Annotated in this window: 14 protein-coding genes and 3 pseudogenes; 9 read left to right on the plus strand and 8 right to left on the minus strand. The window is 33.7% G+C overall.

Going from position 1 to position 16,360, the window contains the following annotated elements; translation table 11 throughout:
* Positions 1-43 precede the first annotated feature (43 nt).
* From ACQ4M0_RS00720 to ACQ4M0_RS00745, 6 genes and pseudogenes are all read left to right on the plus strand, one after another.
* On the plus strand, positions 44-910 hold the full coding sequence (locus ACQ4M0_RS00720) for a 4-(cytidine 5'-diphospho)-2-C-methyl-D-erythritol kinase (protein ID WP_007302685.1): 867 nt from the start codon (positions 44-46) through the stop codon (positions 908-910).
* Positions 911-913: 3 nt separating this feature from the next.
* Positions 914-1,261, plus strand: a complete 348-nt coding sequence (locus ACQ4M0_RS00725; RefSeq protein ID WP_007302686.1) for an Mth938-like domain-containing protein — start codon at positions 914-916, stop codon at positions 1,259-1,261.
* Positions 1,255-2,064, plus strand: coding sequence for a metal ABC transporter permease (locus tag ACQ4M0_RS00730; RefSeq protein ID WP_015588476.1), 810 nt, complete (start codon positions 1,255-1,257; stop codon positions 2,062-2,064). The genes ACQ4M0_RS00725 and ACQ4M0_RS00730 overlap by 7 nt, the downstream gene beginning before the upstream one ends.
* Before the next feature lie 114 nt (positions 2,065-2,178).
* Positions 2,179-2,361 (plus strand): hypothetical protein, encoded by a 183-nt coding sequence (locus tag ACQ4M0_RS00735; RefSeq protein ID WP_007302688.1) that lies wholly within the window; start codon positions 2,179-2,181, stop codon positions 2,359-2,361.
* Between the two features lie 5 nt (positions 2,362-2,366).
* On the plus strand, positions 2,367-3,386 hold the full coding sequence (holA, locus tag ACQ4M0_RS00740) for a DNA polymerase III subunit delta (protein ID WP_438456457.1): 1,020 nt from the start codon (positions 2,367-2,369) through the stop codon (positions 3,384-3,386).
* A 142-nt stretch (positions 3,387-3,528) separates the two neighbouring features.
* Positions 3,529-4,464, plus strand: a pseudogene (locus ACQ4M0_RS00745) (IS5 family transposase).
* 170 nt (positions 4,465-4,634) lie between these two features.
* Here ACQ4M0_RS00745 and ACQ4M0_RS00750 read toward each other — a convergent pair.
* A pseudogene (locus ACQ4M0_RS00750) lies at positions 4,635-5,120 on the minus strand (transposase); the annotation flags it as partial.
* Between the two features lie 100 nt (positions 5,121-5,220).
* Between ACQ4M0_RS00750 and ACQ4M0_RS00755 the strand changes: the two are divergent.
* Positions 5,221-5,970 carry an IS5 family transposase gene (locus tag ACQ4M0_RS00755; RefSeq protein ID WP_438456254.1) on the plus strand — a complete coding sequence of 250 codons (750 nt, stop codon included), beginning with the start codon at positions 5,221-5,223 and terminating at the stop codon, positions 5,968-5,970.
* An 18-nt stretch (positions 5,971-5,988) separates the two neighbouring features.
* Here the strand turns inward: ACQ4M0_RS00755 and ACQ4M0_RS00760 are convergent.
* The 3 genes and pseudogenes from ACQ4M0_RS00760 to gltX form a co-directional block, all read right to left on the minus strand.
* Positions 5,989-6,462 (minus strand): annotated as a pseudogene (locus tag ACQ4M0_RS00760) (transposase); the annotation flags it as partial.
* Positions 6,463-6,478: 16 nt separating this feature from the next.
* On the minus strand, positions 6,479-6,628 hold the full coding sequence (locus tag ACQ4M0_RS00765) for a hypothetical protein (protein ID WP_438456458.1): 150 nt from the start codon (positions 6,626-6,628) through the stop codon (positions 6,479-6,481).
* A 36-nt stretch (positions 6,629-6,664) separates the two neighbouring features.
* A complete protein-coding gene (gene gltX / locus ACQ4M0_RS00770; protein ID WP_438456459.1) occupies positions 6,665-7,999 on the minus strand; it encodes a glutamate--tRNA ligase in 1,335 nt (444 codons plus the stop codon).
* A 222-nt stretch (positions 8,000-8,221) separates the two neighbouring features.
* Between gltX and typA the strand changes: the two genes are divergently transcribed.
* Both typA and ACQ4M0_RS00780 read left to right on the plus strand, forming a co-directional pair.
* Positions 8,222-10,051 carry a translational GTPase TypA gene (gene typA, locus ACQ4M0_RS00775; RefSeq protein ID WP_007302691.1) on the plus strand — a complete coding sequence of 610 codons (1,830 nt, stop codon included), beginning with the start codon at positions 8,222-8,224 and terminating at the stop codon, positions 10,049-10,051.
* Positions 10,052-10,384: 333 nt separating this feature from the next.
* On the plus strand, positions 10,385-11,611 hold the full coding sequence (locus ACQ4M0_RS00780; protein WP_438456460.1) for a CCA tRNA nucleotidyltransferase: 1,227 nt from the start codon (positions 10,385-10,387) through the stop codon (positions 11,609-11,611).
* Here the strand turns inward: ACQ4M0_RS00780 and ACQ4M0_RS00785 are convergent.
* The 4 genes from ACQ4M0_RS00785 to ACQ4M0_RS00800 all read right to left on the minus strand — a co-directional run bounded on the left by ACQ4M0_RS00785 (position 11,604) and on the right by ACQ4M0_RS00800 (position 16,147).
* Positions 11,604-13,898, minus strand: a complete 2,295-nt coding sequence (locus tag ACQ4M0_RS00785) for a hypothetical protein (RefSeq protein WP_438456461.1) — start codon at positions 13,896-13,898, stop codon at positions 11,604-11,606. The two genes, ACQ4M0_RS00780 and ACQ4M0_RS00785, sit on opposite strands and share 8 nt — an antisense overlap.
* 101 nt (positions 13,899-13,999) lie before the next feature.
* Positions 14,000-14,533: an HK97 family phage prohead protease gene (locus tag ACQ4M0_RS00790; protein WP_438456462.1), complete on the minus strand. Its 534-nt coding sequence runs from the start codon at positions 14,531-14,533 to the stop codon at positions 14,000-14,002.
* A gap of 351 nt (positions 14,534-14,884) precedes the next feature.
* Positions 14,885-15,013, minus strand: coding sequence for a hypothetical protein (locus ACQ4M0_RS00795; RefSeq protein ID WP_019078577.1), 129 nt, complete (start codon positions 15,011-15,013; stop codon positions 14,885-14,887).
* 264 nt (positions 15,014-15,277) lie between these two features.
* A complete protein-coding gene (locus ACQ4M0_RS00800) occupies positions 15,278-16,147 on the minus strand; it encodes a hypothetical protein (protein WP_438456463.1) in 870 nt (289 codons plus the stop codon).
* Between the last annotated feature and the right edge of the window lie 213 nt (positions 16,148-16,360).

The raw sequence follows: 16,360 nt of genomic DNA on the forward strand, positions 1-16,360 counted from the left end.
TTTCAAGTATAGTAAATAAGATAGTGTTAGTGAAGATATACAGATGGAAAGTTTTTGTGTAAAGGCTCCTGCAAAGATCAATCTTTTTTTACATATTATAAATAGAGAAGAAAGAGGGTATCATTTAATTGAAAGTTTGGTTGTCTTTGCTAAACTTTCTAATTTTTTAGAGATAAAAGTAGGAGAAAAAAACTTTAGATATGATAACTCTACAGTTGAATTTGTAAATTCTGAGTTTAGAATAAATTATCGATATAATACTATAACGAGAGCAGTGAGTCTACTGCTTAGGCATGCTCCTGTACGCACTAAAGTCACTGTGAAGGTTGTAAAAAATGTACCAATTGCTGCGGGATTTGGTAGTGGTTCCTCAGATGCTGGAGCTGTGATACGCATGCTGGGAGAGCTTTGGAACATTGATAGGCAATTTTTAAATGATATAGCTTTAAGCGTTGGTGCTGATGTACCTGCAAGTATAGATAGTAAGCCAGTTTTTGTCAGAGGTGTTGGTGAGGAATTATGCCCCATTAAACAATGCTCTTTACCCACAAGTCTGGTACTTGTGAAACCGAAAAAAAAGTTTTTGAATACATCAGAAGTATTTTCCAAGTATAAAGAGGATTTCTCTCAGCCAATTAAGTGGAGTGATAACACTGAGGAGAATTTGTTAGAGCTTCTTAAAGAGACAAAAAATGACCTGCAAGAAGCAGCAATAAGTCTTGTACCTGAAATTCAGAATGTAATATCAACACTAGAGTCACAAGAAGGCTCTATACTTTCTCGTATGTCAGGTAGTGGTGTAGGGTGTTTTGGAATGTTTGATAGTGAAGAAAGTGCAAAAGCTGCAGCGGCAAATATCAAAAAGGAATATCCAGAATGGTGGGTGTGCGACACGGAATTAATGGTTTGATTTATGCCCTTAATTTCCAAGAAGAAAAATCTTATAGATGGTTACAGGGAAGAAAGATTTTGGGTAAATAATCAAGAATATCATGGCTCAATTATAATTTTTCCTGAAAAGGTGATTGAATTGAAAGAAAGTGATATAAATAACAAGGAGTATTTTAAATCTTTTTTAACAGAGGAAATAGAGATTTTGATAATAGGTACTGGTAAGATACGCGATTGTTCAATGAAGTCTTATCTTATGGAGCAAAAGAATTTAAATTTTGAATTTATGACGACGGGTTCTGCATGCAGAACCCATAACGTTTTAATATCTGAAGATAGATTTGTTGTCAGTTATCTGATAGCATGTTAGAGATATTTACACAGAGTTTTTTTATAAACAGTCTAATTGCGGTAATTATGATTAGCCTAGTCACAGGAGCTCTAGGGTCATTTATGATATGGCAAAGGTTATCGTATTTGGGTGATAGTTTGTCCCATTCTTCATTGCTTGGTATTGCACTTGCTTTGATCTTTAATATCAGCCCATCGGTAAGTATAATGCTCATTGCAATTATGTTTGCTATACTACTTTCTCTTAATTTTAATAAATTATACTCTGCTGATACGATATTGAACATAGTTACCAATGTAGTTTTATCATCGAGTTTAATACTTATGTCTTTTCTTCCATCAGGTAATAATAGTATTATTAGCTCACTTTTTGGTGACATATTAATGATTGACCAAAGTAATATAATATCAATTTTTCTAACCTCCGTAATAGTTACTTTGATATTAATATTTAGATGGCGCTATTGGCTGATGATTTCGATTAATCAAGATTTGGCAACAGTTGAGAAAGTAAATGTTAATTTTGTTAGGCTAGAATTTTTGATTATACTCGCTATCTTTATTGCAATTTCTGCTCAATTAATAGGAATATTACTCATTGCTGCATTTTTGTTAATACCTGCTGCATCAGCAAGACTCATTTCAAAAACTCCAATGCAAATGATTATTGTTGCAACAGTTTTTTCTGTGATTTCTGGAGTATCAGGTTTGATATTATCTGCAAGTTTTGACTTATTAACTGGACCTGCAATTATACTTATCGCAGCTGTGTATTTAATCATTGCTTATTTTATAAGATTGGTGTTAAGTAGATCGACTTAATTTTGGTCTCGGAAGTTCATAATTCATTAACAAATGAGTGTAACTATCTGAGCGTAAAGTAGTTTTTGCTACGTTGTTTTTATGTGCTAATTGTTAATTTGTGGAGTGAAAGATATGGCCGAAGGATTTTTTTCTAGATATATAGGACAGCCTATAAAAAATTTTTATAATTATGTTACGGGAAAGAAAGAAGTGTCTGATGATATGCAGAATACAGCAAATCAAGAAAGCTCAGAATTGTTGGAAACTGATGTGCAATCAAATGATGTACCACCAAATAGTGATAATATAATATAGATGGCATGAGAATCACGCCATCTAAAGTTAAAAAATTCCTTGAGAAACCCGATACTTTAAGTGGTGTATTAATTCATGGGAGTGACAATAGTAAGGTCGATATTTTTGTACAGGAAATAGTTGCCAACTTGAATGAGTATTCAGTTCAGGTGATGGATTTTGCAGTAGTGAATAAGTCGCCTGGCTTGTTATTTTCCGAGTTGGCAAACATTTCGATGTTTACTAAAAAAAGGTTAGTTAAGCTGATAAATGTCAGTGGAAGTATATCTAAAGAGTTAAGAAACATATTGGATCATAATATAGGCGATCATTATATAGTAATGATAGCAAATGATCTTCCATATAGTTCTACAACTAAAAGTTATATGGAAAGCTCAAAAATTTTCGGTGTCATTACCTGCTATAAGGACAGCGGTAGTAATCTTTGTGATATTATATCAAGTTACTTGAAACAAAATGATATAGAGTGCACAAGTGAGATAATCTACCACTTGCAGTCTTATTTTAATCATAGCAAACTGCCTATATATTCAGAGCTTGAAAAATTAGTTTTATATCTAGGAAAAAGAAAAGATCTTAAACTTGCTGATATAGATCTATGCTTTTCAACCTCCGGCAATGATTATGTTACACTTGATAATCTGTGCTCTGCAATAGTGAGTAAAGACATGGGACAATTCATCAAAATTTCCGATGTATTGATATTACAAGAGAATTTTTCACCGATAGCATTAATCCGTATTATATCAAATTATTTTCTACGGCTAGAAAGCGTTTTGCTGTTAATACAAAATGGAATGAATGAACAAGCTGCAATTGACCAGCTGAGTCCTCCATTGTTCTTCAAACAATTGCAGAGTTTTAAATCTCATTTGAAAAGTTTGCAACTTTCAGAACTTAAGAAGATCTTAGAAAATTTGATGAGCTTGGAAGTGACTTGTAAAAGAACTGACTTGGACCATAAAATGATCTTTCAGCATGAGATTAACTATTGGTGTTATTCGTTCAGCAGAGTAGTAAAATAAGGTAGACGAGAAAAAACAACTAAATGTTGTCATGAAAGTAGCTGACACTGGGATGGCTTTGTTGCATCACTCAAGTAAAAAGAGCTAGCAGTTACTGACAAAATTCACTATAAGACAAGCATTTAACCTACGAAAGAAAAATATGTCACAAAAAATGAGAGTCAGTAACTGCCATGAATATAACAAATTTCTCCAAGAGAGGGGAAATATTTTTCATTTTATTAATGAAGCAATTGAGAATTGGTACGAAAAAGGTCCAAAAATGGCTGGTGGCAACTATATTTATAGCGATAAAGTTGTGATTTTAGTGCATATAGTCGCTAATCTCTTTAGAATTGGCTTAAGACAAACGGTAGGGTTTATAGAAGGGTATTTGCAGCAAATAGGAAAAAATTTGCAGATTATCAGCTATTCACAAGCTTCAAGGAGGTTTAGAAAACTCAATATTAAGATCAGTGACTGTAGAGTTAACAAAAATGATACGGAAGGTATTGAAATTGCCATAGATAGTACAAGTATCAGATAATACCCCTGGTCACAGTAAGGAAAATAGCGAAGTATCGCAGTTATAAACAGGTAAGAAAGCTGCATGTAATGCTGGAGATAGGTAGCAAAAAAGTCATAGCTGCAAAATATAGTAGAGGAGTTTATTCTGATCATTACGGAACCTGTGATCTTATTGAAAGAGTTGAAGCTCAATATAAGCACACTGTATGGAGATAGGGCATATAACCGAAAGAAATTATATAAATTGTGCAATGAACTTGGGATAAAGACAAAAATTCCTCTGCAAAATAATGCAGTAGAGCATCCAAAGTTAGACTATATGGCAGAGAGAAATGCTGCAATTAGACTAATAAAGTCATATGATAAAGATAATATAAAGATGTGGAAAAGGCAAATAAACTACGGAAAAAGATCTTATATAGAAAGTTTTTTCTCGCGACTGAAGCAAATATTTGGATTTAGTTTTAGGAATAAATCTGAGATTAATCGTGAGAAGGAACTGCTACTCAAGTGTTATTTGCTTAACAAATTTACTGAAATAGGCATGGCTAAATTTGAAATAGTTACATGAATTTGTCGTAAATCACCACTACATGAAGTGTTATGCAACAAAGCCCACTGGGATCCAGAAATATGGGATATGTATAGAAGTTATTTTAAAATACAACGTTTTGGCGAGATTATGGATTCCAGTGGGCTTTGTTGCACAGCTCTTCGGATAGTGGGTAATGTATAATAAATTCATGAAGCTATATCAAACTTAGCCATGCCTATTTCAGTAAATTTGTTAAGCAAATAACACTTGAGTAGCAGTTCCTTCTCACGATTAATCTCAGATTTATTCCTAAAACTAAATCCAAATATTTGCTTCAGTCGCGAGAAAAAACTTTCTATATAAGATCTCTTCCAATAATTTATCTCTTTTTTCCACCTCTTCATACCATCTTCATCATATGACTTTATGAGCTTGATTGTAGAATTTCTCTCATTCATATAATCCAACTTTGGATGCTCTACTGCATTATTTTGCGGAGGAATCCTTGTCTTTATGTCAAGCTCATCGCACAGTTTGTATAACTTCTTTCGATTATATGCCCTATCTGCATATATCGTGCTTATGTTATACTTGGTATCCACTCTTTCAATAAGATCACAGGCTCCATAGTGGTCGGAATAAACTCCACTACTGTATTTTGCAGCTATAACTTTTTTACTACCTATCTCTAGGCTCTGTGAACAAAATTTTTCTGCGAGAAAAAAGTAGAGAAGAAGTAGGAGAGAAGAGGAAAAAGAGGTAGTTTAACTGTGAATAACAGAGAAACTACCAATGGTATATTACATACAAGAAACAAAATGGAAACAAATTTTTGAATTCTTAAAAGGAATCAAAGGAATACACAGCAAAAATGAAAAAAGGTTGAGAATATTTGTGGAAGCAGTTTGGTACATAGTTCGCAGTGGTTGTCAGTGGAGACTTTTGGCAGAGATTTACGGCAATTACAGGAGCATACATAGAAGGTTTAAAAAGTGGTGTGAAAAGGGAATTTGGAAAAGGCTGTACAAATATACACAAGATCCAGATTTAGAAGTGCACATGATAGATGGAACGATTATTCGTGCTCACGCTTGTTCGGCTGGATATAAGAAAAACTCCGGAGGTCAAGAGGCTTTAGGACGCAGTAGAGGTGGCTTTTCTACAAAAATTCATGCACTTGTCGATGCGCTGGGAAATCCTTTGAAATTTATGCTTACTCCTGGACAAAGAAACGACATTACACAAGCTGAAGCTTTAACAGAAAATATCTCAAACTCGACTATAGTGGCAGATAAAGGCTATGACAGTAATACTTTTATTACCAATCTTAAAAGTAAAGGTTGCAAAGTTGTGATTCCACCAAAACGAAACCGAAAAATGCAGAGAGAGTATGACAAACATGTCTATAAAGAGCGCCATCTGATTGAGTGTTTCTTTGGTAAAATAAAGCATTTTAGGCGCATCTTCTCTCGCTTTGACAAGACTGCTGTAGTATTTATGGGATTTTTAAATTTTGTTGGAGCACTTATATGGCTGGTCTAAAATTTTGTTCACAGAGCCTAGCATTACATGTAGCTTTCTTGTTTGCTCATAGCGGCGATACTTTCTATCTGTACCATTTGCCTTACTATGGCCTGGAATATTATTGTAGATGCTGATACCTGTACTATCTATAGCAATTTCAATATCTTCCATATCGTTCTTATCAACTCTGCAGTCGTTGATTTTGATATTAAGCTTTTTAAACCTTCTTGAAGCCTGCGAATAGCTGATAATTTGCAAAATTTTCCCTATTTGCTCAAGATATTTCTCTATAAATCCCACTGTTTGCCTAAGACCAATCCTGAATAGATAGGTTATTATGTGAATTAGAATCACTACTTTGTCGCTGTAGACATTGTTGCCACCTGCTACTTTTGGACTATTTTCGTACCAATTTTCAATGGCATCGTTGATATAATGAAAAACATTTCCCCTTTCTTGAAGAAATTTGTTATATTCATTGCAGTTACTGACTTTCATTCTTATTGGCATATTTTTCCTTTGTCGGCTAAATATCTATTTTATAACAAATTCCATCAGTAACTGCCTGTTCTTTCCTTGAGTGGTGCAACAAAGCCATTCCAGTGTTAGCTACTTGAATGACAGGAGCAGAAACTGGAATGACAAGAAATCTAATATTTTCACATTTCCTGAACAATGCTTATTGGTGTCATTCAAAATACATTCGGTGCATTTAAACCTTTTGTATAATTCTTTGGCTTTCTTCTAACCTTGCAATAATGCTCTCTCTACCGATAAAAATTAATAATTTAGCGAGTTCTGGACCTGTTTCTGTTCCTGTTAAAGCGAGGCGCAACTGCATAAATAGATCTTTTGCCTTTATATCAATTGTCTGTCGAATATTTTTAACCCACTCTGATAATGTGTTTTCATTACAATCACCTTGAGGTAATGTGCTTAGCGCTATTTTTATAAACTCTTTATTAAGAACCACAGGTTCTATACCAAATTTGCATATTTTCCACCATTTGGCCACTTCAGAAAACTTTTCTATATTACTCCTTATAAAATACCAAAACTCTGAGCCAATTTGACTTAAACGATCTTGCACCATTTCAAATGGCATTTGTTGTAGCACTTTGCTATTTAGCTTATACATTTCACTCAAGCTGAATTGTAAAGATGCTGAACTAAATTTTTTGATATCAAATGAGTCAATTAAAGACTGCATATCAATATAAGCTTCTATCGGATCAGATGTTCCAAGCTTTGCTAAATAGCTAGTTAGCGCCATTGATTCAATCTCATCTTCTCTTATGGACTTAATATCCAGCCCGCCTTTCCGTTTCGATATTTTGCTATCATCAAAGTGTAGTAAGGGAAGGTGGGCAAAGATAGGAATTTTCGCTTTTAATGCTTGAATCATTTGAATCTGAACTACGGTATTAGTTACATGATCTTCCCCACGTACAACATGGGTTACATTAAAGTCAATGTCATCAATAACAGAAGGTAGCATGTACGTATAAATTCCATCTTCTCTTTTTACTACAGGATCGCTGATATGAATTGTTGCAATATTTATTTCGCCTTTAACTTCATCATTCCATTTTACAGTTTTATTTCTATCCAATTTAAATCTGAAATGTGGTTTTCGTCCTTCTTGCTCATAACGAATTTTCTCTTGCTCAGTTAAAAGCAACGCACCTTTATCGTAAACAGGGGGAAGACCTTGTTTTAATTGCAATTTTCGTTTAGTGTCTAATTCTTCTCTTGTTTCATAACATGCATAAATATGACCTTCTTTCATTAACTGTAAGAACACCTCGTTATAGCGCTCAAAACGCTCTGATTGCTTAAAACTTGAATTCCAATTTATGCCAATCCATTTTAGGTCTTCTATGATATTATCTACATATTTGATATCTGAACGCTCAAGATCAGTATCATCAAAACGTAGTAAAAATTTTCCATTTTGATTACGTGTGTACATCCAACAAATGAGTGCAGTGCGTATGTTTCCTACATGTAGGTAGCCAGTTGGGCTTGGAGCGAATCTTGTTAGCATTTAAATGATTACTTTAGTTTATTTTAATTTTATATAAATGTACTGCTAAAGCAAGATTCTTCTTTGTCTTGGTGTTAGTTGCTACAAAGTACAGCGAACATGAAACCTTTTTGTTAGAGTTCCATGATCTGCCTAAAATACTCTGAAAGCACGGCTTTAGTTATTTACTCTAAATATATTATACGTATACTTGTTATTAAATTAAATTTGAAATGATAAGAAATGAGTGAATTTAAATCAATCCGCAATATTGCAATAATTGCACACGTTGACCACGGAAAAACTACTTTACTTGATAACATGTTAAAACAAAGTGGCACGTTTCGTGAGAATCAAGAAGTTCAAGAACGAGTGATGGATAGTGGTGATCAAGAACGTGAACGTGGGATTACAATACTTGCAAAATGTACGTCAATAATGTGGGGTGATGAGAAAATCAATATCATTGATACACCAGGACATGCGGATTTTGGTGGAGAAGTGGAAAGGGTGCTCTGCATGGCAGATGGTGTATTACTACTGGTTGATGCTGCAGAAGGTCCAATGCCACAGACTAAGTTTGTGTTGTCAAAAGCACTAAAGGCAAATTTAAAACCGATTGTGATAATCAATAAGGTTGATCGACCAGACAGCAGAATTGATGAAGTACTAAATGAAATATATGAGTTATTTTTTAACCTTGATGCAACCAACGAGCAACTAGATTTTCCAGTACTCTATGCTTCAGGTAGAAATGGTTGGTGTGCTAAGGAGCTATCTGATGAAAGAAAAGATTTAAGCCCATTATTTTCAACGGTGATAGATTACATAAAACCTTCCGTTTATGATCAAAATGCACCTTTTGCTATGCTAGTTACTTTACTTGAATCTGATAAATTTCTTGGCAGAATATTGACAGGAAAGATTTACCAAGGAATCGCGCAAGTTAACTCAGATCTTAAGGTAATTGATCTTGATGGTCAAGTGGTTGAGCGAGGGAGATTAACTAAGTTACTCTCATTTTCTGGCTTAAAACGCGTTCCAGTAGAGCAAGCTGTAGCTGGTGATATCATTGCCATTGCAGGACTTGAGAAAGCTTCAGTTTCAGACACTATAGCAGCACCAGAAGTTACAACTGCGATCAGCTCAACTCCAGTTGACCCGCCAACAATGGCGATTACTATAAGCGTGAATGACTCACCTTTTGCTGGGCAAGAGGGAACAAAACTTACCTCAACTGTTATAAAAGATCGTTTATATGCAGAAGCAGAAACAAACGTTGCAATTACTGTAACTTTGGCTCCAAGTGGTGAAGCATTTGAAGTAGGTGGACGTGGTGAGTTGCAGCTTGGGGTACTGATTGAAAATATGAGAAGGGAAGGTTTTGAACTTTCAGTTTCACGGCCTCGAGTGCTGTTTAAAGAAGAAGATGGCAAAAAACTTGAACCTATAGAGGAAGTAGTAATTGATGTAGATGATGAGTATAGTGGAATCATCATGGAAAAACTTAGCTTTCGAAAAGGTGAAGTAACTGACATGAGACCTTCTGGTAGTGGCAGAACTAGGTTGACATTTTTAGTGCCATCAAGGGGATTAATTGGCTATCAAGGAGAATTTTTAACTGATTCTCGCGGCACTGGTATAATCAACCGTTTATTTCACAGTTATGCTCCACATAAAGGTTCAATTTCCGGAAGGCGTAATGGGGTTTTAATTTCAACAGACAAAGGCGAAGCAGTAGCGTATGCAATTTTCAATCTGCAAGATAGGGGAATTATGTTTGTTAAGCCACAAGATAAGGTATATTGTGGTATGATTGTCGGTCAGCATAGTCGTGACAATGATTTAGAAATAAATGTACTTAAAGGTAAGCAATTAACAAACGTAAGAGCTTCAGGTAGCGATGAAGCTATAAAGCTTACTCCACCAAAAATAATGACACTGGAGGATATGATAGCATATATAGACGATGATGAATTGGTAGAAGTAACTCCAAAATCTATACGTTTGCGTAAGAAGTTCCTCGATCCAAATGAACGTAAACGTGCAGGAAGGGCGAAGAATAAAGAGTAATCAACGTTCCTGATAAAAATCTGGATGAGCTACTCGGATAACACCATCATAAAGGGAACCAGTGTCAGTTACTTGAGCAGGTATTGGGATGACAAGAGAAGGCTACAAAGGTGTCATGCAAGTGGCTCATCCAGCTTTTTTATAATCATCGAAAACATTGTATTTTAACATTACTTTTATACTTATAAGTTTCTAGGCACTGGATTTGTTGTAGACTTACTCTATCACTTTACCCTCTTATTTTACCACTCTCCTGCCTATATATTTTTATATGAGGATTTTTGCAAAAGTTTCGCATTTTTTGTAACATGATTTTCAGTATGTGTAACCTAAATGCAAATTGATCACGAAACTAGTGTAATTATTGAGGCCATAGAGAAATTTGGTGGTGAGGCAAGGCTTGTTGGTGGATGTGTTAGAGATTCAATTTTACAGCGTGACATTCACGACATCGATCTTGCTACTAATCTGCTGCCTAATCAAGCAGTTAAAGCGTTAAAAATCCGTAATATAAAAACTATTCCAACTGGCTTAAAACATGGAACTATTACTGCGATTTTAAATAAAAGATCCTTTGAGATTACAACGCTAAGGCATGATGTAAAGTGTGACGGTAGACATGCGAAGGTAGAATTTACTAATGATTGGCAAGCTGATGCTTCAAGGCGCGACTTTACGTTTAATGCTCTTTATGCAGACAAATATGGCCATATATACGACTACTTTGGTGGCATTCAGGACTTAAAAGCACGAAAGTTAAACTTTATAGGTAACGCTGAAGATAGAATTAAGGAAGACTATCTACGTATTTTAAGAGCGTTTCGTTTTCACGCTAAAATATGCATAGGAGATTTAAGTGATGAAATATTGGATGTGTGCAAAAAGCATTCACACATGATTCAAAACCTCTCTGGAGAGAGAATAAGAGAAGAAATATTTAAGTTGTTGGAATGCAATGATCCTGCTCCAACACTTAAGAGCATGCAAAAATCTGATGTTTTACAAAAAATCATTCCAAAAGAAGTAAAATGTGAAATTTTATCTTCACCACTTCTTATCAACACTAAACCTCTTACAAAACCCTCAGCGTATGTCCATACGCCTTTCCTAGATCCCACAATCGATGCACTAACAAAATTAGCTTTGCTTCTTAGGACTGCCGAAGATAGAGTTAGTCTTGGAGAAGAAGTGAGCAAGTTTTTACGTCTTTCAAATAAGCAAAAGAAAAAGCTATTATTTTTATTATCAAACAATATTAAAACAGAGCTTTCAGAAAAAGAGCAAAAGAAATACATATCTTTATTTGGTAAGGAATTATATTGTGACTTAATGAAGATTTGTGGTATTGAGTCTGGAATAAATGTTGATGAGTATATTTCATTTGCTAAGATGTTTAACATTCCAAAATTTCCTTTATCTGGTGATGATTTAATAACTATAGGTCATCAACCAGGGAAAAGTTTAGGTAGAAACTTGGAATTGCTACGACAACATTGGGAAGACAGCTCCTACACTTTAACAAAGGAGGAGCTGATACTTTATGCTAAAAGTTTTATCTAGACTTTGCTTCTTGCTTCACACTTACCGGAGTGCTATTAGTGTGACTCATGGAAGGATTAGGTGTTAATTTGTATTTTTCTTTAGCTTTTTTTGTTAATTGGTATTCATTGTTTTCTTCTGAAGTTTGAACGCACATTTTCTGATCTGGAGATAAAAATTTATCTCGTATGCTTGATGCTAGTTGTAATCCTTGAATCTTATCTGAAAAACATTTCATTTCAGCTTCCGTTAACTTCTGCACAACAAATTTTTTGACTGAGTCATTATTGCTATCATTTCTGTTAGCCAAAAAATCTGTGAAAGAATTTAGTATTGATTTACTATCTTCTTCATTTAAATATAACCCTTTTGCACACTCTTCAACAAAAAATACCTGTTCGATAGAATGTTTTTTACCAACTTCTATAACAACTTTGTTAACTTGAGTTTCTATGATCGCTCTTCCAGATTTAATCAAATTCTCTTCCAACAGTGCAAGTAACTTATCACTTTCAAATTTACCATCACCTTGATTTGATAGAGACTTTATAGTTTCCTCAAGCACGTTATGGCAAAAGTGTTCTCCTTTAAATTCAGGAAAACTTTTTTTCAATTTTTCATTTTGATCAGATAAAAATTTATCGAGATTCTTATTCCCACGAAGCTTAGAGAAACCATTTGAAAATTTTGACTTAATAGAACCAGAAGTAGAGAAAATACTCTTTGTATCTGCTTTAGTTTTTTTATTAATATCTTCTGGCTTTTTACTAGAGTCTTTTTGCTTGTTTTGTAACTTTTGTTGTTCTTGATTATTTGACAATTGCTGTTGCTCCAACTGCTTTGGCGTGCTTGATAAGCTTCTCTTTAATTGATCTATTTCAGCTAACAGACCTTTATTTTCTTCCTGTAGTTTTGTAATATCAATTTTCGATCGATTTTCTGCTTGCTTATGTTCCTCTTGTAACTGCTTAATCTGCTTCTCTTGCTTTGCAAGTTCTTCTTTTAACATTTCTGTCAGATTCGAATGAGTTTCCTTTAAGCTATCATCTATTCCCGCTGATTCCCACTCTTTACTTTTTTCTAATGCCTGTACTTGTTCTTGTAGACTAGTAATCTTACTTTCTAATTCTTTTTTCTCTGTTTCAGTAGCATTTAGTTTACTAATTGAATCACTTTTGTCTTTCTCTAATTGTTGTTTAAGATTCTCTACTTCAGCATCTTTTTCCTTAGCTTGTTCTTTCAATTCATTAATTTCACTTTCTAAATCTTGTTTCTTTTTTTCAATGGTATTTAGATTAGTCTTTTCTTGCTCTAATTGTTGCTGAGCACTTTCCAATTTTTTTTCTAAATTTAGTATTTTTTCCTCAGCTTGTGTGAATTCTGCTTGTTTCTCCTTAAGTTGATTTTCTAATTGCTTTATTTTAGTATCAGACTTGTTGTTTAACTTACTAAATTTACTCTTAAGTTCTGTGTTTTGCGCTCTTAGGCTTTCATTATCTTTCTTCACAGTTTCATTTATATCTTTATTTTCACGAAATGAATTTATCAAATCGTCTTGCTCTTTTATTTTTTGGTCTTTTGTAAATATAGTTTGCTGTTGTGCATTATTTTTATTCTCCATTTCCTTTTTCTCTTGTTCTAATCTTTCATTTAATTGCGTTAAACTACCTATTTTCCCATCTTTTTCTTCTACCCTTACTGAGAGCATTTCTATTTTATTTGCAAATTCTTTGCTGCACTCAATTAATTCTTTCTGCAAATGTAATATCTCCTCAGACTTTTCCTTGAACTGTGCTAAAAATTCTTCTCCTCTTTTTTGTGCAATTTTTACCAATTCACTATAGTTCTTTTTAAGTCCTGCAAGTTTAGACTTTAACTCTTCATTTTCTAATTCTAAGTCTTCAATCTGCTGTGCTTGTGCTGCAAAAAATTTAGCAAATATTTCTTTTTCCTCTCCTAATGATTTTACTTGTTCTTTAAGTTTAGTAATTTCTTTCTCTTTTTTAGTTAATTCCTGATTTAAATTTAACTGATTTTCCTCCTTCTTACTACCTTCTTTCAACTTTTCTTTTAATCTCTCATTTTCATCCTTCAATTCCTTTTCTCTGTTAGAATTTAAAAGATCATCAGTCTGAACCACATTATCTGCAATATTGTAATGTAGGATACTCTTTGCCCATTGATTCCACTTTTCTGGCAACATTCGTCCAATTGTTTTTAGATATAGCCAAGCAAGCACAGTGGATAAGCTATATTTTTTTTCCTTTTGTTTAGGTTCGTAATTAACCTTATTGTTAGCATTTAGCATAAAATTACCTAATTTTTAAAGTATTGAAGTTATATATATTAATATAATTATTAAATAAATAATAACATAAATGTTAAATTGTGTGAAAATTTTTATAGATTTTAAGTAGAAATACACATGTTCGTAAGCACAGAATTTGCTTTTTCTATTGCTCTTGCTAACATTTCTTGTTCATTGTGCTGATTTTTCACGTTGATTACCTGAGCTGCCAAATTTGCAGGGAAAGTGACCAAACTAACTTCCCATAGCTCCACTTGTTTTAACACTCGAGCTCCGCTTTCATGATCAACATCATACTCTATTGGTATATAGCCAATCGAAAGCCCGTTAATAGTTCCAGTTTTGAGCATTAAATATGCTTCCTCTGCTTTTTGAATACCAAAAAGCAAATGTGCAGTTATATATAGACCAATATCATTTTTGCAAATATCCGTAATATTACCTATAGGCTCGCTCGGATTGTGCTGCCAAAGAAGTTTTATCTGACTTTTATTTAAGTTATTCTTAAATGCTCCTGGTAATATCAGATCATTTTGCTTATCAACTATATTAAAAACGCTCGCATAGCCAGAAAATACTCCGTTTTCTTCTATGCTTTTTATTGATAATGGTGAATAGAGAAATTTCTTATTCATAAGTCCTCCTTGTAAATTATGGTATTGGGTTTGCCAGCGCTCTGAGCCAGCTTAAAATGTTGTATAGATTGTTTTCCTATATCTCAGGATGAGTATAAGGCACTACAATATAATTCTATTGTATGCAGTGCTTTGAAAATGTGGAAGTACTTTTTTAGTTATAAAATTTGTCATTTTATATACATAAGGGTAGGGTTTGTTGCACATTGGGTTGTTCAACAGCAGCGTTTTCCAGATTTGTAGAAACAGCTTCGTTTGTAGCTTTTCCTAGAAGGAAGCCAAATCCCAATGAAACAGCGGCTATAAAACCATTCATTAATGACTCTGTCCATCTCGTATTCTTGATAGATTTTAGAATATATCATTATTGGCTTCATTCGGGTTTAAATTTCTTCCCAACTCTTCTGATGTTTTCTCCCCAGCATCTTGGGATTTTGTTGATGAACTTTTCTGTAAGTTTTCTAATTCTTGTGCGTCCATCAACACCTCACTATTAAAGCTTAAGCATAAATTATACAGCACTATAATTGTTTAATCAAGGTAAATACTAGTATATTAAGTAAATATTTACTATATTAATATGATTGCTTAAATTCACAACTAATTGTTTGGGGGAATAAAAAGATTGTGTTTTGTAGGTGATTTTCGTAGCGGAAGGTATTACCCCAGTTTTACAACACCCGGGGTAACGATAAAGAAGGAAGTAGGGAAAGTTATTTATAATAGTTTGAAGCTATTACAAGTTTATATGCTCTGTCCTTGAATATTTGTTTGTTCAATAGTAGTACTTTCCAAATTTGTGGAGATAGTAGCAAACATCCTTCTCGCTAAAGCCGTTGACAATGCAGCACCAATTCCAGCTCCAGTTGCAGCTATAAAACCAGGGCCTAATAATTCCATATTTGTTTCAGTGCTGCTGCTAGTTATATTGTTAATTAACATCATCGCGCCTGCTCCTAAAGCTGCTACTAACCCAATCCTTGACGGTTTACTTGTTGCATCAAGAGAATATTGTACTACTTCTCTAAGCTCTGAATTACTGTTTTTTAACGCTACTGCTATTGATGCTGGTAACATGGCCATTATTGGCATGGATAATAGTCCTCCAAGTGTTGCACCAATAATTTCACTCACTTTTGATTTTCCAAGATTAACTCCTAGATTAACTCCTAAGGCTGTTATACCTAATACTCCAATTGAGGTGATAATCCTTACATTTCTCTCTTCCATTTCTCTCACATGCGCCTCATATTGTATTGTAGCTTCTGCTACCGCTAACCCAATACTATTTGGTTGCTGTGGAATCTGATTTACTCGCCCTAACTCTTGTGAAGTTTTCCCTCCAATACTTTTGACGGCATCTTCTAAGTCTAATAACGATCTGTTATTTAACCTTACGTTATCTTGACTATCACAAAAGACAATGTAGTCTAAAATTGTCATTCTCAGATTATTCATTTCTATATCATCATTAATATGATCTTTTAATATACTTATAATCTCTAATGCTCGCTCCTTCATATCTCTTTCTTCTTCTGCACTAGCTGGTGCAAGTATGAGAAAAATTATTCCAAGAAAATCTTGTTGTAATTTTTTTAATTGTTCTAAGCTCATAATAATTAACATTAATATATATTATTAAATAATATAGTACTATAGTTACTTAATCAAGATTTATATTAATATATTAAAGTATAAAATACCAAAGAGTAATATCCTTAGCCGTAAAATACAAAAATAACTGATGGGTTCTTTATAATTAGAAATATTAAGGAATTTACTAAATAAAAAAGGTAAAATAAGCCCTAATTGTTATCTACTTTTCAG

Source organism: Wolbachia endosymbiont of Kerria lacca (genome assembly GCF_051602725.1).
In the GTDB taxonomy this organism is placed as follows: domain Bacteria; phylum Pseudomonadota; class Alphaproteobacteria; order Rickettsiales; family Anaplasmataceae; genus Wolbachia.